Raw genomic sequence first — 21,001 nt, forward strand, 5'->3', positions numbered from 1 at the left:
CACACCCGCTTTAGTCATGGAATTGCTTATGGTGTTGTCATCCGAATTACTGGCCAGCATTCTGGAAGAGGTGCGCCCGCTGCTGGGGCACGGCAAGGTGGCCGACTATATTCCTGCGCTGGCGCAGGTGCCGACCGACCGGCTCGGCATTGCGGTCTGTACCGTGGAGGGGGAGCTGTTCACTGCCGGTGATGCCTTCGAACCCTTCTCCATCCAGAGTATCTCCAAGGCCCTGAGCCTGACGCTGGCCCTCACCCTCTATCAGGAGGAGGAGATCTGGGCCCGGGTCGGCAAAGAGCCCTCAGGCCAACCCTTCAACTCGCTGGTTCAGCTCGAGTTCGAGCAGGGGATACCCCGCAACCCCTTTATCAATGCCGGCGCTCTGGTGGTCAACGATCTGCTGGAGACCCGCCTCACTGCACCGCGCCAGCGTACTCTGGAGCTGGCTCGCCGCCTCTCCGGCAATCCGGCCATCATGGCGGATCAGGTCGTCGCCCGCTCCGAATATCAGCACTCGGCCCGCAATGCCGCCATCGCCTATCTGATGAAGGCCTATGGCAACTTCGAAAACGAAGTGGACAAGGTGCTGCAGAGCTATTTCAATGCCTGCGCCATCCGCATGAGTTGCGTTGATCTGGCGAGAACCTTTATCTATCTGGCCAACCGCGGCTTGCCGCTTGGCGAAACAACCCCGCTGTTACCGGCGCGCACCACCAAGCAGGTCAACGCCCTGCTCGCGACCTGCGGCCTCTATGACGAGGCGGGGGACTTTGCCTACCGGGTTGGCATGCCGGGCAAGTCCGGGGTCGGCGGTGGTATCGTGGCCCTGATCCCGGGAGAATTGTGCGTCTGTGTCTGGTCGCCCGAGCTTAACAAAGCGGGCAATTCGCTGGCAGGGACGGCAGCGCTGGAGTTATTGGCCGAGCGTCTGGGCCGCTCCATTTTTTAACCTTGTTCACTATGAATCGAGAAATCACCATGAAACGACATCTTCGCTTCTTGCAGGCCGCGCTGGCGACCTTGCTGCTCTGGTGTGCCCTGCCCGCCTTTGCAGCCGAGTTGCCACCGCTTTCGCTGGCTGACGCCAAGGCCAAACAGGCGGTCATCCTGGATACTCGCGCCAGCTACTTCTATCAGGGGTGGCCCATGGAGGGCGAGAAGCAGGGGGGCCATGTGGCCGGCGCCGAGAACCTCTCCGCCGAGTGGAAATACCGCGATGCGGATTGGCCTGCCGCCCTTGCCACCAAGGGGCTGAAAGCCGATCGCCCGGTCGCACTGTATGGTGCGCCGCGCGAAGTGGCTGAAGTGGCGCGCATGCTGCGTATGCAGGGCATCAAGCAGCTGTTCGAGCTGCAGGGCTGGCAAAGCGCCCCGCGCGAACACCTGGCTCGCTGGCAACAGCTGGTCTATCCGCGCTGGTTGCTCGACCTGCAGGAAGGCCGGCCGGTAGCTGCAGCGCCCAAGGGGGACTGGAAGCTGTTTGAAGTGGATTGGGGTTCACCCAAGGCCTATCTGCTGAGCCACATTCCGGGGGCGGGTTATATCGATACCAACCGTCTGGAAGAGGAGCCGCTGTGGAACAAGGTCTCTGACGAGGCGCTTAAACAGCTGCTGCTGGAGAATGGCATCCGCCACGACACCACCGTGATCCTCTATGGTCGCAACACCATGGCGGCTGCCCGTGCTGCGCATCTGATGATGTATGCCGGCGTGGAAGATGTCCGCCTGCTGGACGGCGGCCTGGATGCCTGGTTTATCCAGCACCTGCGCACCGAAACCGGCCTGCCCAACAAATATGAGCCGGTGAAGGATTTTGGCGTGGCCATTCCCGCTCACCCCGAGTACTACACCACTTTGGATCAGGCCAAGACCTTGCTCAAGCAGCCCGATAGCGCGCTGGTCAGCGTGCGTACCTGGGACGAGTTTGTCGGCAACACCTCCGGCTACAGCTACATCAAGCCGAAGGGCGATATCCCGGGGGCCAAGTGGGGTCATGGTGGTGTCGATGCCAACAGCATGAGCGACTTCCATAACCCGGACGGTACCATGAAGCCGGCCCGCGAGATCCTCGCCATGTGGGATGAGTGGAACATCGAGCCGACCCAGCAGGCCGCCTTCTACTGCGGTACTGGCTGGCGTGCCTCCGAAGCCTTCTTCTACGCCTGGCTGATGGACTGGAAGCGGATCAGCGTCTACGACGGCGGCTGGTACGAGTGGAGTTCCGATCCCAAGAACCCGACCGTGACCGGCGAGCGCAAGCCGACCAAGTAACGGATAGTGATCGCATAAAAGGCCGGACAGTTGTCCGGCCTTTTTTATTCCTGTGCCTGACTCATCGCCGTCATAAAGGCTAACTCACTGATTTTTGACGCAGATCCCGTTCCCGAAATCGATGCAAACTGTGTCATGATGTTGAGCTAGGCTTCACTCATCATCCTCGTGGTGAGGGTGCAGAGGGAGGCAAAAGCGGCGATGAAACAACTGATGATGATCCTGATCTGTGCGCTGGGGCTGGTGGCATGCAGCTCCCAATACATCATGAGCACCAAAGACGGCAAGATGATCACCACCGATAGCAAACCCAAGCTGGACGAGAGCACCGGCATGTATCGCTACTACGATACCGAAGGGCGCGAAGTGATGATCAAAAAGGATGACGTCACCCAGATCATGGAGCGTTGAGCCTGCCATGAGATGACAAGGGCTGCCAGTGGCAGCCCTTGTTGTTTTTAAATCCATGCAAATTACCGACATTCGCAGCAAATCACTATCAATTCGCTGCTTTTGGCCGCGGGGTACAGCTTCCGTTATGGTTGTTTCACTATCATGACGCTCCATTTTTTATTGGAGGTGTTATGTCCCTGCTCGCTCTCTGGCGTTCCCGTTTTTCCGTTCGTGCCCTGCTGGGAACTGTTCTGCTGGTTGTCGCGACAGCCAGCCATGCCGGTGAAGATCAATTCACCCTCGGTCGCACCATTTTGTTGGGGGCCGGTGATCATGGTGCCACCATTCCCATGGTGATTTGCCGCCAGACCAAATATATCAAGGTGAAGGCAGAGCGTGATTTGACCCTGGATCGAGTCGTCGTCACATATGGCGGTGATCGCACCAAGACGATCTATTTCGATCAGGATATGCGTGGTGATACCGAGACCGGCTGGAAATCCCTTGGCTCGCGCCGCTGTGTAAAGAAAATCGAAGTGTACGGTAATTCCGAGCGCAGCAAGGCCGGCGTGAAAGTATTTGGCCGTAAATAAGCGAAGCGATTTGTCGGTGTGAAAAACCGGATAAAAAAATAGTGGTGAGCAATGCTCGCCACTATTTTTTTATGGCCTGTTCAGAAGTGGGTTATTTCTTCGGCCGAAATGGCTTGATGACGCTTTCGTAGCACTCCAGATAGGGTCCTTCCATCAGGTCGATGCAGTAGGGAATGGCGGGGAAAACCGCATCCAGACACTCGCGGATCGACTTGGGTTTGCCCGGCAGGTTGACGATCAGGGTATCGTCGCGCAGGCCAGCTGTCTGGCGCGACAGAATGGCGGTCGGTACAAACTTGAGGGATTCGGCCCGCATCAACTCGCCAAAGCCGGGCATCATGCGATCGCATACCGCTTCGGTCGCTTCCGGGGTGACGTCCCGTTTGGCCGGGCCAGTGCCGCCGGTAGTGACGATGAGGCAGCACTGCTCCTCGTCCGCCAGCCGGATCAGGGTCGCTTCAATCTGATCCTGCTCATCGGGGATCACCTCATAGACGGGCTCCCACTCCGAGGTCAGATAGGCGTTCAGGGTGTCGATGATGGCCTTGCCGGAGAGGTCTTCGTAGATGCCGGCACTGGCGCGATCGCTGACGGTAACGATACCGATTTTTGCCTTGCTCATGGTCTGCTCTTGGATATCCGAAAAAGTGGTAATTAAAATAACATAATCAGTGAGATAAGTTAAATCGCCAGAAAAGCTGAGCCTTCCGCACTACGATTATCCAGTGTCGAATGAAGCAAAATATCCAGCAACAATTAATTAATCGGCAATAAAAAACAAATTACATCAGACAAAATTTTATAAGTGGCAGGTGGGCCGGATTATAAAAATAATCGTTTGATCCTTAACACAATTAAAATAGAGAGAAGCGGCCAATACCAATAATACCCCGAAGGTCGTTATCAGGCAGATTGAACCCCTTATATCGGCATTGTATACAGAGAAAGAGATGAGCGTGGAATGAGTGCGAGATAGGGATGCAGCACAGGCTGTGCTGCCCGTTGGCGTTGCCTGGGAGGGCATATGGAGTTGCCTGATTTTGACACCCTGAAAGAACTGGCTGCGAGTGAACCCTCCCGGCTGGATGCCATTCTGGAGCAGCAGATTGAACAGCTGATGGCTCGAGCCAACCCCGATCAGCGGCGCCGTTTGCGCGGGCTCCAGTTCAAGATTGACGGACAGCGCAGGTTGGCAAAAAACAACCTCGACAGCTGTATCCGCATTGCGAATATGATGCGGGACTCCTTTTATCTGATGGGCAGTGAAATGCGACAATTTCGCGAGGAGGAGATGCCTCCGCCTGAAAACGATGGCAGTGGTAAAATAATACGGCTGATCGGCTATAAACGGCCCAAATAATCTATCGCAATATTTAATATTGAAACTTGATTTGATGGAGAGTGGCAAAATAAGAACCTGCCACTCTCTTTTTATTTGTTATGAATTCTTGTGTCGCTGGTGATGAAATTGTGATGAGGTTTTATTTTATTGGGCCCAAATAGATTATTCAGGGAGTTGTGATAAGGGTGGATGAATAGCGATAAAAGTTAAGCTAATATGGCCAAAATTTATTGCTACGACTCGAAGGGACTATGAGAAGTATCACACCAAGACGGGTGCTGTCGCGGGAGCAACAGACAGAGATCACCCGCATTATCGTCAAGGTGGGGCAGATGCTGGCCCAGTTTGGTGCCGAGAGCCGGATCATCGAGCAGACCACGGTACGCCTTGGCATGGCACTGGGTCTGGAGAGCGTCGAGATGGCCATCTCCTCCAGTGCCATCGTACTCACCAGCCTCTATCAGGGCAGTTGCGTCACTACCACCCGGCGGGTGCGCGAACACGGCATCAACATGCAGGTGGTGTGCGAGATCCAGCGCATCTGCATCATGGCAGAGAAAGAGCTGATCGGTGCCCGTGAAGTGCGCCTGCGGCTCGAAGCAATTGTCCCTTTTCATTACCACCCCTGGCTGGTGGTGCCCATGGTGGGGCTCTCCTGCGGTGCATTCAGCCTGCTGTTTGGCGGTGACTGGCCCATCTTCGTGGTGACCTGTCTCTCTGCTGCGATCGCGATGCGAGTGCGCCAGCTGATGGCCCGCCACCACCACAGTCCGCTCATCAACTTTGCCGTGACCGGCTTTATCGCCACCCTGCTTGCCTCCAGCGCCACCTTCTTTGGCTGGGGCAGTCAGCCCTATCTCGCCATGGCGGCCAGCGTGCTGCTGCTGGTGCCGGGTTTTCCGCTCATCAATGCCGTCTCCGACATGGTGAAGGGCTACTTCAACATGGGGCTGGCTCGCTGGGGCACTGCGACCCTGCTCACCATCAGCGCGGCCATTGGCATTATTCTCGCCATGTCGGTGACCGGGATCTGGGGGTGGAAGGTATGATTGATCTGCTCTGGCTACTGGCCAAGGATGCCTTCTGGTCGGCCATTCCGGCCGTCGGGTTCGCCATGTTGTTCAACGTGCCGCCGAGAATGCTGAAGTACTGCGCCATGGGTGGTGCGCTGGCCCACAGTCTGCGTACCCTGCTTATCCACTACGGCATGCCTATCGAGTGGGCAACCCTGACCGCATCCACCACCGTGGGCTTTGTCTGTGTCTACTGGTCGCGCCGCCTGCTGGCGCCGCGCCCGGTGTTTAGCGTTGCCTCCATCATCCCGATGATCCCGGGCAGCTACGCCTTCAAGACCATGATCGCGGTGGTGGAGCTCAACATCAACGGCGTGACCATGAACTTGCTCCAGAGCGCAGTGGAGAACGGCCTCAAGGCGCTCTTTATCGTGGGAGCCCTCAGTTTCGGTTTGGCGATCCCCTCCCTAGTCGTGTACCGTAACCGCCCCATAATCTGACGGATGGTGAGAAGCCCAATGAAGATTTCCATGATTGCCGCCATGGCCCACGATCGGGTGATCGGCAAGGACAACCAGATGCCCTGGCACATGCCGGCCGATCTGGCCCACTTCAAGCGGGTCACCCTTGGCAAGCCGGTATTGATGGGGCGCAAGACCTTCGAATCCATCGGTCGTCCGCTGCCCGGTCGCCGTAATCTGGTGATCAGCCGCAATCCCGAATATCAGGCCGATGGTATCGAGGTGGTGGGTTCCGTCGAAGCGGCGCTGGCGCTGCTGGCCGACAACGAGGTGGCGGAAGTGATGGTGATCGGGGGCGGGCACCTCTATGCCGAGCTGTTGCCCAAGGCCGATTGCCTCTATCTGACTCGCATTGAGCTAGAGGTGGAAGGGGATACCCGTTTCCCTGCCTTTGCGGATGAGCAGTGGTTGTGTGTCGAGCGTGAAGTCCACCAGGCCGATGAGAAGAACCCGCATCCCTATCGTTTCGAAACCTGGCTGCGCAAATAACGTCTCATGACACAAACAACAAGGGCACCTTCTGGTGCCCTTGTTGTTATGGCGTCAGATGCCCGACCCGCCGTTTTCAGCGCTATCTTCGTGCAGGCCACACTCGCGTTTAAGGCCGAAGAAGCGGGTCTGCTCTTCGCTCATGCCCGGCTCCCACCTGGTGGTGGTGTGTACGTCGCCCACCGAGAGGTAACCCTGCTCCCACAAGGGGTGGTAGGGGAGGTCGAACTCTTTGAGGTAGTAGTGCACATCCTTGTTGCTCCAGTCGATCACCGGCAGAAACTTGAAGCGGCCGCGCTGGATGGCCAGTACCGGCAATCCTTGGCGGCTGCCCGATTGCTCGCGGCGCAGCCCCGAGAACCAGGTGCGGGCCCCCAGCTCCTGCAGGGCGCGGTCCATCGGCTCCACCTTGTTGAGCTGGTTGTAGCGGGTGATCCCTTCCACTCCCTGCTCCCACAACTTGCCATAACGCGCCTCCTGCCAGGCGGGGGTGAGTACCGCCCGATAGGTTTGCAGGTTGAGCCCAAGACGCTCGGTCAGCTCGTCGATAAAGCGGTAAGTCTCGGGGAAGAGATAACCGGTATCGGTCAGCACCACCGGAATCTGCGGTTGCTCGCGGCTCACCAGATGCAGCATCAGCGCCGCCTGAATGCCAAAGCTCGACGACAGGATATGGCCACCCGGCAGGTTGGCCAGCGCCCAGCGTACCCGCTCGGCGGCACTCATCTGCTCCAGCTCCCGGTTATGGGGAGCCAGTGCCTCAACCTGTTCGTCCCGGGTCAGGGTCAGCAGGTGGTCGAGATCGAGAGTCATGATATCCCCCTCAGGCGGCGTAGAAGTCGATGGCCGAGTTGACCACTGGTGCGACGATACCGACGCGGATGACGAAGTCGCCAAACCCTTCGCCCGGTTCGCGCTCGCTGGCCCAGCGGCCGATCAGTGTGTCGAGTTCGCTCAGGATCTGCGGCTCGGTAATGTTCTCCCGGTACATGCGCGGAATGCGCGTCCCTTCGAGGTTGCCGCCCAGATGCAGGTTGTAGCGGCCGGGCGCCTTGCCCACCAGACCTACTTCGGCCAGCATGGCGCGGCCGCAGCCGTTGGGGCAGCCGGTGACCCGGAAGACGATGGCATCGTTCGCCAGCTCGTGCTTGGCCAGCAGCCCTTCAAGTTCGGTGACGAAGGCGGGCAGCATGCGCTCCGCCTCGGCCATCGCCAGCGGGCAGGTAGGCAGGGCCACGCAGGCCATCGACTGCTTGCGCTGCTCGCTGACGCCGTCATCCAGCAGGCCGTACTGGCGTGCCAGCCCTTCGATGCGGGCCTTCTCGGCAGCCGGGACGCCCGCGATGATCAGGTTCTGGTTGGCGGTCAGGCGAAAATCCCCCTGATGCACCTTGGCGATCTCCAGCATGCCGGTCTTGAGCGGCTTGCCCGGGAAGTCCAGCAGGCGGCCATTCTCGATAAACAGAGTGAGGTGATGCTTGCCGTCGATCCCCTCGACCCAACCGAAACGGTCGCCACGGCTGGTGAATTCATAGGGGCGCACTTCACCAAACTGGATGCCGGCGCGGCTCTCCACCTCGGCCTTGAAGGCCTCGACGCCAACACGTTCGAGGGTGTACTTGGTCTTGGCGTTCTTGCGATTGACCCGGTTGCCCCAGTCGCGCTGGGTGCTGACCACGGCAGCCGCCACCTCCAGAACGTGGGAGAGCGGAATAAAACCAAAGTCGCTCGCCTTGCGTGGATAGGTGCTGGTGTCGCCGTGGGTCATGGCGAGGCCACCCCCCACCAGCACGTTAAAGCCCACCAGCTTGCCGTGATCGCTAATGGCCACGAAGTTGAGATCGTTGGCGTGGATGTCCACATCGTTGTGAGGCGGGATCACCACAGTGGTCTTGAATTTGCGCGGCAGGTAGTTGGAACCCAGGATTGGCTCCTCATCCTGTCCCAGTTTTTCACCGTCCAGCCAGATCTCCACGTAGGCACGGGTTTTGGGCAGCAGATGCTCGGAGATCTTCTTGGCCCACTCGTAGGCTTCCTGATGGAGCTCGGACTCCACCGGGTTGCTGGTGCAGAGCACGTTGCGGTTCACATCGCCTGCAGTGGCGATACTGTCGATGCCGGTGCTGCTCAGGGTCTGATGCATCAGCTTGATGTCGCGCTTCAATACGCCGTGAAACTGGAAGGTCTGCCGGGTGGTGAGACGGATACTGCCATAGAGGGTATTCTCTTCGGCGAACTTGTCGATCACCTGCCACTGAGCCGGAGTAATGATGCCGCCGGGCAGACGGGCACGCAGCATGACGTTGTGCAGCGGCTCCAGCTTTTGTGCCGCGCGCTCCGGGCGGATATCGCGGTCATCCTGCTGGTACATGCCGTGGAAGCGGATCAGCTGGAAGTTGTCGCCATTGAAGCCGCCGGTGAGTGGGTCCTGCAGATCCTGTTCTATGGTGCCGCGCAGAAAGTTGCTTTCGCGTTTGAGGCGCTCGTTGTCGGCCAGCGGTCCTTCGACCGGTCCCGCTTTTGGGTGAGAAAGAGGTTGTTTGCTCATCAATAGACATCCCTTTGATAACGTTTGGCACGACGCAATTCGCTCAAATACTCTTCTGCTTCCTCACGGCTCTTGTGACCGTGTTCGGCAATCACATCCAGCAGGGCCTCCTGCACATCCTTGGCCATCTTGTTGGCGTCACCACACACATAGAAGTGAGCGCCTGCTTCCAGCCACTGATAGAGCTCCTGGCCCGCTTCGCGCAGGCGGTCCTGCACATAAATCTTGTGGGCCTGATCCCGACTGAAGGCCAGCGAGATCTTCGACAGTAGCCCCGATTTCACATAACGCTGCCACTCCACCTGATAGAGGAAATCCTGGGTAAAGTGCGGATTGCCGAAGAAGAGCCAGTTCTTGCCCGAGGTCCCAATGGCTTCACGCTCATGCATAAAGGCACGGAACGGGGCGATGCCGGTACCCGGGCCCACCATGATGACGGGGGTGTCGGGGTTTTGCGGCAGGCGGAAGTTATCGTTGTGCTCGACAAACACCCGTACCTCGGCGCCCTCTTCAAGGCGATCAGCGAGGAACGAAGAGGCGCCCCCACTGCGCACCGTGCCGTCCTCTTGCGGATAGCGCACCACCCCAACGGTCAGGTGTACCTCATCTTCCACTTCGCGCTGGCTTGATGCGATGGAGTAGAGGCGCGGGGTGAGGGGGCGCAGCAGGCCGATGAGCTGCTCGGCCGTGAGGTCGGTTGGGAAGCGCTTCAGTACATCCACAATCTGGGCTGAAGCGACCAGCCCATTGACCTGGGCCTTATCGCCGGCCAGATCTTTCAGCGCCGCGTTGCCTGATATGTCAGCAAGTCCTGTGATAAAGCCGCCGTGCAGCCGGGTCAGCTCAAAGTGGCCGGTCAGGGTTGCTCGCAAAGTGCCGTGGGCCGTGGCTTCATCGCCAGAGAGGCCGGTCAGGGCCAGTACTTCACTAACCAGCTCGGCATCGTTGTCGAACCAGACGCCGAGGGCATCCCCGGGTTGGTAGCTGAGGCCAGACTCTTCAAGGTTGATCTCGATGTGGCGGATATCCTTGGTGGAATCCCGGCCGGTGATCTTCTGATTGACCGACAGGCGGGCAGGGAAGGGGTTCTCCTTGCTGTACTGGCTGTGGCCAACCGCCTGCTGCACCGCGCTGGCCACGCTGCTGCTGGCCGCTCCGGTGGGGAGGGTCGCGGCAATGGCATTGATGGCCTGCTCGCCCCAGTTCCTGGCTGCATCCTGATAGTCCACATCGAGGCTGGCGAGTTCGTGAATGCGCTCGGCCCCCGCTTTGGCGAGGAAGTCGTCAAAATCTTTGCCGGTCTGGCAGAAAAATTCGTAGGAGCTGTCACCCAGCCCCAGCACGGCGAACTTGAGGCCCTCGAGTTTGCCTATCTTGCCTTTCTTCAGCTGGTCGTGGAGGTCGACGGCGCTCTCCGGCGGTTCACCCTCCCCGTAAGTGCTCACTACCACCAGCAGGTGGCTCTCTTTCTTGAGCTGCTTGGGTTTGTAGTCTGCCATCGACGCGAGGGTAACGGGCAGGCCGCGGGCCTCTGCCTGCGCCTTGATGGCGCCGGCGACACCTTTGGCGTTGCCGGTCTGGGAGCCGTAGAGAATGGTCAGGCTGCCACCGGGGGCAGCGGCGGCTGCACCGGTCACGGCAGGCTGCAAGCCGGTCTGGGAGAGCCCGTAGAGATATCCGCTCACCCAGGCAAGCTGCTGGGTATTGAGGGTGGCGAGCACCTGGCTTAGCTGGCGTTGCTGCTCGTCGGAGAGGGGAGTCAGGTTGATCAGGGAGTCCTTCAATTGCATCACACACGTCTTCCATGGTCTGAGTTGTGGTCAGGTTAAGGGGTGTGATGGATAGCAACAAAGAATAAAAATATAACCTTTATTCCATTATTGCATTTAGAAAGGTATGCAGTGGCAAACGGGATAAAAAAACGCCCCGCAGTGGCGGGGCGTTTTCAAGCTATCGCGCTCGGGATGGATCCCGGCGGGCATGAACCTTACTTCTGCGGACGCAGAGCCGGGAACAGGATAACGTCGCGGATGGTGTGGCTGTTGGTGAACAGCATTACCAGACGGTCGATACCGATACCCTGACCGGCAGTCGGCGGCAGGCCGTGCTCCAGCGCGGTAACGAAGTCGGCGTCGTAGAACATGGCTTCGTCATCGCCTGCGGCTTTCTGGTCAACCTGAGCCTGGAAGCGCTCGGCCTGATCTTCTGCATCGTTCAGCTCGGAGAAGCCGTTGGCCAGCTCGCGGCCACCGATGAAGAATTCGAAGCGGTCGGTGACATCCGGGTTCACGTCGTTGCGGCGGGCCAGCGGAGAAACGGCAGCCGGATACTCGGTGATGAAGGTCGGTTGCAGCAGCATGTGTTCAACGGTCTCTTCGAAGATCGCGGTGATCACATGGCCCAGTTCCCAGCTCTTCATCAGCTCGATCTTCAGGCGCTTGGCGACGGCAGTCGCCTTCTCCAGAGTGGCCAGATCGTCACGGGTCACATCCGGGTTGTACTTCAGGATGGAGTCAACCATGGAGAGGCGCTGGAACGGCTGACCGAAATCGATGGTCAGACCCTCTTCGCCCTCTTTGGCGTAACGGATCTTGGTGTCGCCCAGAATGTCCTGTGCCAGAGTGCGCAGCATCTCTTCGGTCAGGTCCATCAGGTCGATGTAGTCGGCGTAGGCCATATAGAACTCGAGCATGGTGAACTCGGGGTTATGGCGAACGGAGATACCTTCGTTACGGAAGTTACGGTTGATCTCGTAGACACGCTCGAAACCACCAACCACCAGACGCTTCAGATAGAGTTCCGGAGCAATACGCAGGTACATGTCGATGTCCAGCGCATTGTGGTGGGTGATGAACGGACGGGCAGAAGCTCCACCCGGGATGACTTGCATCATGGGGGTTTCCACTTCCATGAAACGCTTGTCGTTCAGGAACTTACGGATACCGGCAACCACTTTGGTACGGGTTACGAAGGTCTTGCGGGACTCTTCGTTGGCGATCAGGTCCAGATAACGCTGACGGCAGCGAGCTTCCTGGTCGGTCAGACCCTTGTGCTTCTCGGGCAGCGGACGCAGCGCCTTGGTCAGCAGACGGATGTCGGAGACATGGATGGAGAGTTCACCGGTCTGGGTCTTGAACAGAGTACCTTCGACACCCACGATGTCGCCCAGATCCCACTTCTTGAACTGCTCGTTGTAGAAACCTTCCGGCAGGTCGTCGCGAGTGACGTAGACCTGGATCTTGCCGGCCATGTCCTGCAGGGTGGCGAAAGAAGCCTTGCCCATGATCCGGCGGGTCATGATGCGACCGGCAATCTTCACCCGTTTACCCAGGCTCGTCAGCTCCTCGGCGCTCTTGTCGCCAAACTCTGCCTGCAGATCGCCGGAGAGGCTGTCACGACGGAAGTCGTTGGGGAAAGGATTGCCCTGGGCGCGCAGGGCGGCCAGCTTGGAACGACGCTCAGTCATCTCGTTGTTGAGTTCGAGTGTTTGATCGACTTCCGGAGTGATGGTTTGTTCAGACATGGTGATTCCTGCTTGTTTACAGACCTGATTTCAGGCTGGCTTCGATAAACTTGTCCAAGTCACCGTCGAGCACCGATTGGGTATTACGGGTTTCGACGCCGGTGCGCAGATCCTTGATACGGGAGTCATCCAGCACATAGGAACGGATCTGGCTGCCCCATCCGATATCGGACTTGGTCTCTTCCAGGGCTTGTTTTTCGGCATTCTGCTTCTGAATTTCCAGCTCATAGAGCTTGGCTTTCAGCTGCTTCATACACTGGTCTTTGTTTTTGTGCTGGGAGCGGTCGTTCTGGCACTGTACCACGACACCGGTCGGAACGTGGGTAATACGCACCGCGGATTCGGTACGGTTAACGTGCTGACCACCGGCACCGGAGGCGCGGTAGACGTCGATACGCAGGTCGGCGGGGTTGATATCGATTTCGATATCGTCGTCGATTTCCGGGTAGACGAACACAGAACAGAAAGAGGTGTGGCGGCGACCGCCAGAGTCGAACGGGGATTTGCGTACCAGACGGTGCACGCCGGTTTCAGTACGCAGCCAGCCGAAGGCATATTCGCCGGTGAACTTGATGGTGGCGGACTTGATGCCGGCCACGTCGCCCTCGGAGCATTCAATCAGCTCGGGCTTGTAACCGTGGGCATCGCCCCAGCGCAGATACATGCGCAGCACCATGTTGGCCCAATCCTGCGCTTCGGTACCACCGGAGCCGGATTGAATATCGATATAGCAGTCGGAGCCGTCGTGCTGGCCGGAGAACATGCGGCGGAACTCGAGGTCCACCAGCTTGGCTTCCAGTTGCTCGGATTCGGCGATGGCTTCGTTGAAGGTCTCTTCGTCTTCCCCTTCCACGGCCAGGCTGACCAGCATCTCGACGTCATCTACGCCCTGGGTCAGGGTGTCGATGGTGCCGACTACGTTTTCCAGCGCTACGCGCTCTTTGCCCAGCGCCTGTGCGCGCTCGGGTTCATTCCATACATCCGGCTGTTCCAGCTCGGCATTGACCTCTTCCAGACGCTCTTTCTTGGCGTCATAGTCAAAGGTACCCCCTAAGAAGCTCGGTCCGCTCAGACAGCTCCTTAAGTTTATTTAAAACGGGATTAACTTCGAACATCGTGAAAACTCTCAGGATCGATGTGATTTGAAAACGGGTCATTCTAGCCAATTGTGGAAGGAATAAACAGGGTTGCCTGAGTTTACGCGCGCCATGTGAGCAATTTCTGATGCAGTTTTCCGCGCATCGGGAGAAAATATCGCCCGTCGATCCATTTTCCTGTTCAGTTTTGGAGCAGGGGGTCGCTAATGACTACTAGCGTTCGGTGTACATACGACATAACTGCTTCCTAACCTCAAATAAGAAGAACAGATGATGAAAAACCTATCACTCAAACAGAAGATACTGTTGTCGGTGGTGATTGCCCTTTCGTTGGTGATCCTGATGCTCTCCTGGCAGAGCTATAGCAGCCAGAAAAACCTGTTGCTGCAGGGCAGCCAGGAGCAGGTTCAGCGTCTTGGCAACCAGCAGGCCACCAGCGTCAGCGACTGGCTCGCAGCCCGTCGCGACGTCATTCAGGCGCTGGGCAGCAAGGCGGGAGCCGAGCCCCTCAACGCCCTGCAACAGGCACAGGTTTCCGGCCGCTTCCAGCTCACCTATTTTGGCGAGAGCAGCGGCAAGATGAACGACTCCGATCCCTCCATCAACCGCAGTGGCTATGACCCGCGCTCCCGTGGCTGGTATCAGGAAGCCATGGCCAAGGGGGGTCTCATCGTGACCAAACCCTATCTGGATGTGGCCTACAACATCATGGTGGTGACCCTGGCCCAGCCGGCTCAGGGTGGCGTAGTGGGGGGCGACCTTTCCATCGCTTCGCTGGTGGAAGACGTCACCAAGATGAAACTGCCGGCCGACGGCTTTGCCATCATGATGCACAAGGATGGCACCGTCATCGCCTACAAGGATGCCGCCAAGGCGATGAAGCCGGCCACCGAGATCGACAACGATCTGACCAATGCCCTGATCGAACAGAGCAAGGCGAGTCAGGGGCTGGTGCCTGCCTACTTCGAAAACGAAGGGCGTGACAAGCTGCTGTGGGCGACCGACATTCCCGATACCGACTGGGAGCTGGTACTGGTGCTGGACAAGGATACCCTTGAGGCGCCGCTCTCCTCCCTGCTGATGACCCAGCTCGGTCTGGCGCTGCTGGTGCTGGTGGGCAGCATCCTCGCCATCTCCTGGCTGGTCAGCATGCTGCTTGGCCCGCTCAGCAAGGTATCCCAGGCACTGGCTCGCATCGCCGATGGTAATGGTGACCTGACCCAGCGTATCAAGATCGACGCCAACGATGAAGTGGGTCAGCTGGCCAACAGCTTCAACCGCTTCGTCGGCAGCCAGCACCAGCTGATCGCCAATATCCGCCAGCTGGCCAACGAGTTGAACGCCGATGCCGAGCGCAGTCTGGTGACCAACCAGGCCGCCGTGGACGAGCTGCAGCGTCAACAGCAGGAGGTGACCATGGTCGCCACTGCGGTCACCGAGATGGCAAGCGCCACCATGGAGATCGCCGGCAACGCCGAAAACACCGCCGCCGCTGCCCAGCAATCGACCATGAGCAGCGAACAGGGCAAGAAGCTGGTGCACAAGACTCGCGCCTCCATCAACAATCTGGCGCAAGAGGTGGGGCAGGCCACCGAGGTTATCGGCGAGCTGAGCCGTCATGCTCAGGCCATCTCCGGCATTCTTTCCACCATTCAGGGCATTGCCGAGCAGACCAACCTGCTGGCACTGAACGCCGCCATCGAAGCAGCTCGCGCCGGTGAGCAGGGCCGCGGCTTTGCCGTGGTGGCTGATGAGGTGCGGGTGCTCTCCAAGCGTACCCAAGACTCCACCCAGGAGATCCACGCCACCATCGAGACCCTGCAGCAGACCACTGCCCGCGCGGTGAGCCTGATGCAGACCAGTCAGGGGCTGGCGGACAACAGCGTGCAGGATGCCGATGCCGCCGCTGCTGCGCTGGAGGAGATCACCCAGGCCGTATCGCTCATCTCCGACATGGCTGGCCAGATCGCCACCGCTGCCGAGGAGCAGACTCAGGTCACCGGCGAGATCACCCAGAACACCACTGCCATCAAGGATGTGAGTGACGAGATCACCGCCGCTGCGATGCGCGATCTGGATCAGGCCGAGAGCCTCAAGGGGCGGGCGACCGACCTCAACAAGCAGGTCTCGACCTTTATCCTGTAAGTTCTGAAGCGCGGCAGCACGGCCGCCCGAGAAAGCCCCGCACTCTGCCGAGTGCGGGGCTTTTTATTTATCTATCTCGCAGGAATGACCGAACGAATGAGGTGCAGAAAGAGTGACGAGCCGAGGTCGCCCGCATGCAGAAATGACAGAGCCCACCAAAGGTGGGCTCTGTTCTTATACGTCTGACAGGAAGGGGTATTAGAGGAATGGCATTGCCATAAACAGCTTGATCACCATGGCGTTGATGATGTCGATAAAGAAGGCGCCCACCATGGGCACCACCAGAAACGCCAGGTGGGAGGGGCCGAAGCGCTGGGTGATGGCCTGCATGTTGGCAATCGCGGTCGGGGTGGCACCTAGGCCAAAGCCGCAGTGACCCGCCGCCAGCACGGCCGCATCGTAATTTTTGCCCATGACCCGGAAGGTGACGAAGATGGCGTAGAGCGCCATCGCCACGGTCTGGGCGGCCAGCAGGATGAAGATGGGCAGCGCCAGGCTGGCCAGATCCCACAGTTTCAGGCTCATCAGTGCCATCGCCAGGAACAGCGACAGACTGACGTTGCCGAGCAGGGAGACTTCGCGATCGCTTACCTCATGCCAGTTGAAGAGGGTGAGCAGGTTGCGCAGCAGCACGCCGACAAACAGCACGCAGACGAAGATGGGCAGCTCCAGTGCACTCCCCTTGAGGTAGGCGGAGAGCAGCTCGCCCCCTTTCAGGCTGATGGCGATAAGGGCCAGCGTCTCGATCAGGCTGAAGGTGGTCAGCGGGCGCTCCATATCGGGCATCTCGAAGCCTTGCGGCGCGTCGTCGCGGTTGTGCTCCTCACCGGGCACCTCCACTTTTTTGACCAGATAGCGGGCTACCGGGCCACCGATCAGACCACCCAGCACCAGACCAAAGGTGGCGCAGGCGATGGCCAGTTCGGCGGCGGACTGCACCCCGTACTTCTCGGAGAAAGTGGCACTCCAGGCCGCGCCGGTACCGTGACCGCCGGAGAGGGTGATGGAACCGGCCAGCAGCCCCATGTGGGGATCAAGGCCCAGCATGGTGGCCAGCGTAACCCCCAGACTGTTCTGCACTAGCAGCAGGCCTGTGACCACCATCAGGAAGGTGACCACCGCCTTGCCGCCGCGTTTCAGGCTGGCGAGATCGGCAGAGAGACCGATAGAGGCGAAAAATGCCAGCATCAGCGGGGTTTGCAGGCTGGTATCGAATTGCAGCTCCAGCTGCATGGTAGAGCGCAGCAGCAGCAGGATCAGGGCAACGACCAGACCGCCTGCGACCGGTTTTGGGATGTTGAAGGTGCGCAGCAGTCCGACACGGGTGACCAGCATGCGGCCAAGCAGCAGTACCAGAGTGGCAGCGACCAGGGTGGCGTAGGAATCAAGTTGTAACATTCAGTACTCCCATGTTGATTGGCTGTGCCTTCGGGGTGAAGACTCACAGATTCAGCCGGGATAAAAACAGTGTGGCTTATGTGCCAGCAAAGAAGGGGAAACATCTCCCCGCCCCAGCAAATATGGGGCTTGTGCGGACCTGAAATGCTCAGGCATCCAGATGAGATTTTAGTAAAATCCGCCGGATTGTAGCAAAAAGCATCGTTTAATTCCATCTTTGTCGTATTAATGCTCGTTTTAGTGTCTTATTGTGAAATTTAACACCATTGAGGTATGGCAACTAAACGCCGAAAAGGCGCAGAGAACGGCTGTCATTTGAGGCGTCAGTCTCTATAATTCGCCGGTTTCCAGCCCGCGGCGGAAACGGACGGGATCCGAGCAGTTGGTTCGCCCCGCATGGTTTATCATTCGCGGGTTTTCGGCCCACAGAGAGGAGAGGGTGTGAAGAAGTCCATCTACATCGCCTACACAGGCGGCACCATAGGGATGCAGCGTTCCGACCACGGTTATGTGCCGATGGCGGGCTTTATGGAAGACTGTCTGGCGCGGATGCCCGAGTTCCATCGCCCCGAGATGCCGGATTACCATATCCACGAATATGCCCCTCTCATCGACTCCTCCGACATGACCCCGGCGGATTGGCAGCGCATCGCCGAGGATATTCGCGACAACTACGACAAGTACGACGGTTTCGTCATTTTGCATGGCACCGACACCATGTCGTTCACCGCCTCGGCGCTCTCCTTCATGCTCGAAGATCTGCACAAACCGGTCATCATCACCGGCTCCCAGATCCCGCTCGCCGAGCTGCGCTCCGACGGTCAGCAGAACCTGCTCAACGCCCTCTATATCGCGGCCAACTACCCGATCCACGAGGTGACGCTGTTCTTCAACAATCAGCTCTATCGCGGCAACCGCAGCAAGAAGGTGCATGCAGACGGCTTCCACGCCTTCGATTCGCCCAACTATCCGCCGCTGCTCAATGCCGGGATCGCCATCTCGCTGGAAGCGGGCGAGCTGGGCGTGCCCTCCGAGCGGCCGCTGGTGCTGCACGACATCACTCCCCAGCCCATCGGCGTGGTGACCCTCTATCCGGGTATCTCCAGCGAGGTGATCGCCAACATCCTGCAACAGCCGGTGAAGGCGCTGATCCTGCTCTCGTTCGGGGTCGGCAATGCGCCGCAAAACCCGGCCATGCTGGCGCTGCTCTCCGAGGCATCGGCCCGCGGCGTCATCATCGTCAACCTGAGCCAGTGCCTGCACGGCAAGGTCAATATGGGGGGCTATGCCACTGGCAACGCCCTGTCGCGGGCCGGGGTCATCTCGGGCTTTGACATGACCGCTGAAGCGGCGCTCACCAAGCTCCACTTCCTGCTGAGCCAGGACTTGCCATCCCACCGCATTCGCGAGCTGATGCAGCAGTCGCTGCGCGGGGAACTGACTCCCTGAGCGTTGCGGCCCTCACCCTAACCCTCTCCCGGCGGGAGAGGGGATAGATCGAGGTGCTGTTGGCCACGAGGCTTGCCATGAAGATCGCCGGCAGGTGGCCCGCTTACTCTCCGCAGGCTGTGAGCCTGCTCCTTTCTCCCCAGGCAGGAGAAGGGGTGGGGATGAGTCATCCAGCATAGATAGGAAAAAGAGGGGAGCCATGATGGCTCCCCTCTCTGTTCTGGCCGCAGCAAGCGGCCTGCCGGGTCAGGCTCAGTGGTTAAGGTCGACCCGCACTATCTCTTCTTCGTCGCGATACTGACGTTTGAGCTCGCTCTTGCTCTTCATCACGATCTCGCCGTCACGACCGATGTTCATGTGCTCCGGGTTGTCGAGGTGCATCGCCTGCCAGGCCATCACAGCCTGTAGCGACGTGGCCTTCTGCTCGTCGGTCAGGGGCTTGCCATCGGGCCACTTGCCCAGCTCGACTGCGGTCTTGAGCCGCTCGTACACCTCTTCTGGCATCTGCCTGATTGCTTGCAAAAACTCACCCTGTTGAAACGACATCCGGCCTTCTCCTTGCACATTGAGTCATGACGAATCGGGATCAGGCAGGCAGATCCTGGCGGACAACGCCAGCCATCTGCTCCATCACCCGCACTACCTGACAACTGTACCCGAACTCGTTGTCATACCATACGTAGAGCACACAGTGATCCCCCTCGGCGATGGTCGCCTGGGAGTCGACGATGCCCGCATAACGGGAACCCACCATGTCGGAGGAGACCAGCTCGGTGCTGGCGCTGAAGTCGATCTGGCGATGCAGGGCCGAGCTCAGCGCCATCTGTTGCAGATAGGCGTTGAGGCTCTCCCGATCGGTGGCCTGCTCCAGCGACAGATTGATGATGGCCAGTGAGACGTTGGGGGTCGGCACCCGGATGGCGTTGCCGGTCAGCTTGCCCTTGAGTTCCGGCAGCGCCTTGGCCACCGCCTTGGCGGCGCCGGTGCTGGTCATCACCATGTTGAGGGCCGCGCTGCGACCGCGGCGCTCGCCCTTGTGATAGTTGTCGATGAGGTTCTGATCGTTGGTGTAGGAGTGGACCGTCTCCACGTGGCCGTGGCGGATGCCGTACCGCTCCTGCATCACCTTGAGCACAGGAGTGATGGCGTTGGTGGTGCAGGAGGCGGCGGAGATGATCCTGTCATCCGGCCCGATCACCTCATGGTTGACCCCGAACACCACGTTCTTCATCTCCCCCTTGCCGGGAGCGGTCAGCAGCACCTTGCCGGCACCGCGCGCTTTCAGGTGCTCGGAGAGACCCGCCTCATCGCGCCAGACCCCGGTGTTGTCGACGATCAGCGCATCGTGAATGTCGTAGGCGGTGTAGTCGATGTCGGCCGGGCTGTTGGCGTAGATCACCTGAATGAAGGTACCGTTGGCGATGATGGCGCTGCGCTCCGCATCCACCTCAATGGAGCCGTTGAAGGGGCCATGCACCGAGTCGCGGCGCAGCAGGCTGGCGCGTTTTTCCAGATCCCCGTCGCGACCGCCACGTACCACGATGGCGCGCAGGCGCAGCGGATTGGCGGCGCCGGTGCGCTCGATCAGCAATCGGGCCAGCAGGCGGCCGATGCGGCCAAAGCCGTAGAGCACTACGTCGGTCGGCTGCGGCATCTGGCTGCGGCCAAGGGCCGGTGCCAGTCGCGCTTGCAGATAGTCCTCGATCCCCGCCTCATCCTGATGATCCTGCCAGTAGCCGACTGCCAGCTTGCCAAGGTCAACCTCGGCGGCGGTGGGTTTGAGGGCAACGATGGCCTGGAGCAGGGGGAAGCTTTGCTGGATGGGGAGGGGAGCGCCCTGGTGGCGGCGAACGACCCGATGGGCCTTGAGGATATCGATGGTGGAGGCGTTTTGCAGCGGGCGGCCGTAGAGGGTGATCTCGACCCCTTGTTGTCGGTAGAGGCGACCAATCAAGGGCTGCATGGCTTCGGCGAGCTCCTGGCTCTCCTGCCACGTTTGCAGATAGTGCTCGTGGGTCATTGACCAGATCCTTTATTTCACGTTGTTGGTGCAAATAGAAAATTCGTCGAATGCAGATCAGTGTAGGGGTGTCGATTTCGTTATAGTATTCTGCAATCGCGGCCTTATACGGCGCGCGCATTGTAATGGATATGTAACCGGTTTGCTAGCCGAAGGTGGCCACATAAGGCTCCAGTTGTTGCCAGTCACTGTTATCAAC

The 21,001-nt window shown here is 59.1% G+C and carries 19 protein-coding genes; 10 read left to right on the forward strand and 9 right to left on the reverse strand.

What is annotated here, in order from left to right; genetic code table 11:
* The first annotated feature begins 28 nt into the window (after positions 1-28).
* The 4 genes from glsB (at position 29) to AAHA39_RS14200 (ending at position 3,257) form a co-directional block, all read left to right on the forward strand.
* On the forward strand, positions 29-949 hold the full coding sequence (gene glsB, locus AAHA39_RS14185; RefSeq protein WP_320656364.1) for a glutaminase B: 921 nt from the start codon (positions 29-31) through the stop codon (positions 947-949).
* Between the two features lie 29 nt (positions 950-978).
* Positions 979-2,271 (forward strand): sulfurtransferase, encoded by a 1,293-nt coding sequence (locus tag AAHA39_RS14190; RefSeq protein ID WP_320656365.1) that lies wholly within the window; start codon positions 979-981, stop codon positions 2,269-2,271.
* A 201-nt stretch (positions 2,272-2,472) separates the two neighbouring features.
* A complete protein-coding gene (locus tag AAHA39_RS14195; RefSeq protein ID WP_033112737.1) occupies positions 2,473-2,682 on the forward strand; it encodes a YgdI/YgdR family lipoprotein in 210 nt (69 codons plus the stop codon).
* Between the two features lie 173 nt (positions 2,683-2,855).
* A complete protein-coding gene (locus AAHA39_RS14200; protein ID WP_033112736.1) occupies positions 2,856-3,257 on the forward strand; it encodes a DUF2541 family protein in 402 nt (133 codons plus the stop codon).
* 91 nt (positions 3,258-3,348) lie between these two features.
* Here AAHA39_RS14200 and mog read toward each other — a convergent pair whose 3' ends face one another.
* Positions 3,349-3,879 (reverse strand): molybdopterin adenylyltransferase, encoded by a 531-nt coding sequence (gene mog / locus AAHA39_RS14205; protein ID WP_320656366.1) that lies wholly within the window; start codon positions 3,877-3,879, stop codon positions 3,349-3,351.
* A gap of 402 nt (positions 3,880-4,281) precedes the next feature.
* Between mog and AAHA39_RS14210 the strand changes: the two genes are divergently transcribed.
* From AAHA39_RS14210 to folA, 4 genes are all read left to right on the forward strand, one after another.
* Positions 4,282-4,617 carry a DUF3135 domain-containing protein gene (locus tag AAHA39_RS14210; RefSeq protein WP_320656367.1) on the forward strand — a complete coding sequence of 112 codons (336 nt, stop codon included), beginning with the start codon at positions 4,282-4,284 and terminating at the stop codon, positions 4,615-4,617.
* Positions 4,618-4,850: 233 nt separating this feature from the next.
* Positions 4,851-5,648, forward strand: coding sequence for a threonine/serine exporter family protein (locus AAHA39_RS14215; protein ID WP_042029862.1), 798 nt, complete (start codon positions 4,851-4,853; stop codon positions 5,646-5,648).
* Positions 5,645-6,112 (forward strand): threonine/serine exporter family protein, encoded by a 468-nt coding sequence (locus AAHA39_RS14220; protein ID WP_033112733.1) that lies wholly within the window; start codon positions 5,645-5,647, stop codon positions 6,110-6,112. The genes AAHA39_RS14215 and AAHA39_RS14220 overlap by 4 nt, the downstream gene beginning before the upstream one ends.
* 18 nt (positions 6,113-6,130) lie before the next feature.
* Positions 6,131-6,622 (forward strand): type 3 dihydrofolate reductase, encoded by a 492-nt coding sequence (gene folA, locus AAHA39_RS14225; protein WP_279010308.1) that lies wholly within the window; start codon positions 6,131-6,133, stop codon positions 6,620-6,622.
* Between the two features lie 54 nt (positions 6,623-6,676).
* Here folA and AAHA39_RS14230 read toward each other — a convergent pair whose 3' ends face one another.
* The 5 genes from AAHA39_RS14230 to prfB form a co-directional block, all read right to left on the reverse strand.
* Entirely contained in the window at positions 6,677-7,435 is a 759-nt protein-coding gene (locus AAHA39_RS14230) for a phosphoadenylyl-sulfate reductase (protein ID WP_320656368.1), read from the reverse strand.
* 10 nt (positions 7,436-7,445) lie between these two features.
* Positions 7,446-9,170 (reverse strand): assimilatory sulfite reductase (NADPH) hemoprotein subunit, encoded by a 1,725-nt coding sequence (gene cysI, locus AAHA39_RS14235; RefSeq protein WP_320656369.1) that lies wholly within the window; start codon positions 9,168-9,170, stop codon positions 7,446-7,448.
* Positions 9,170-10,960, reverse strand: coding sequence for an assimilatory sulfite reductase (NADPH) flavoprotein subunit (locus AAHA39_RS14240; protein ID WP_320656397.1), 1,791 nt, complete (start codon positions 10,958-10,960; stop codon positions 9,170-9,172). Before AAHA39_RS14240 ends, cysI begins: the two co-directional genes overlap by 1 nt.
* Before the next feature lie 197 nt (positions 10,961-11,157).
* The gene (lysS, locus tag AAHA39_RS14245) at positions 11,158-12,693 is read right to left on the reverse strand and encodes a lysine--tRNA ligase (protein ID WP_033112728.1); all 1,536 of its coding nucleotides are present in this window, start codon (positions 12,691-12,693) and stop codon (positions 11,158-11,160) included.
* 16 nt (positions 12,694-12,709) lie between these two features.
* Positions 12,710-13,808 (reverse strand): peptide chain release factor 2 gene (gene prfB, locus AAHA39_RS14250; RefSeq protein ID WP_104014039.1). Its coding sequence is split into 2 segments (ribosomal slippage): positions 12,710-13,732 and positions 13,734-13,808, totalling 1,098 coding nucleotides; the frame shifts between segments, so codons are not numbered across the junction.
* Between the two features lie 255 nt (positions 13,809-14,063).
* Between prfB and AAHA39_RS14255 the strand changes: the two genes are divergently transcribed.
* Positions 14,064-15,935, forward strand: a complete 1,872-nt coding sequence (locus AAHA39_RS14255) for a methyl-accepting chemotaxis protein (RefSeq protein WP_255938267.1) — start codon at positions 14,064-14,066, stop codon at positions 15,933-15,935.
* A 198-nt stretch (positions 15,936-16,133) separates the two neighbouring features.
* On the opposite strand, the gene gltS is transcribed toward AAHA39_RS14255, so the two are convergent.
* A complete protein-coding gene (gltS, locus tag AAHA39_RS14260) occupies positions 16,134-17,333 on the reverse strand; it encodes a sodium/glutamate symporter (RefSeq protein ID WP_042029850.1) in 1,200 nt (399 codons plus the stop codon).
* 441 nt (positions 17,334-17,774) lie between these two features.
* Between gltS and ansA the strand changes: the two genes are divergently transcribed.
* A complete protein-coding gene (gene ansA, locus AAHA39_RS14265) occupies positions 17,775-18,782 on the forward strand; it encodes an asparaginase (protein ID WP_005354141.1) in 1,008 nt (335 codons plus the stop codon).
* A gap of 252 nt (positions 18,783-19,034) precedes the next feature.
* Here the strand turns inward: ansA and AAHA39_RS14270 are convergent, their stop codons facing one another.
* Both AAHA39_RS14270 and AAHA39_RS14275 read right to left on the reverse strand, forming a co-directional pair.
* Complete coding sequence (locus AAHA39_RS14270) at positions 19,035-19,328, reverse strand: YeaC family protein (RefSeq protein ID WP_005335194.1); 294 nt, start codon at positions 19,326-19,328, stop codon at positions 19,035-19,037.
* Positions 19,329-19,368: 40 nt separating this feature from the next.
* Positions 19,369-20,802, reverse strand: a complete 1,434-nt coding sequence (locus AAHA39_RS14275; protein ID WP_320656370.1) for a glyceraldehyde-3-phosphate dehydrogenase — start codon at positions 20,800-20,802, stop codon at positions 19,369-19,371.
* Between the last annotated feature and the right edge of the window lie 199 nt (positions 20,803-21,001).

This window comes from Aeromonas sp. SE22, from assembly GCF_038739755.1.
GTDB classification, from domain to species: Bacteria; Pseudomonadota; Gammaproteobacteria; order Enterobacterales; family Aeromonadaceae; genus Aeromonas; species Aeromonas jandaei.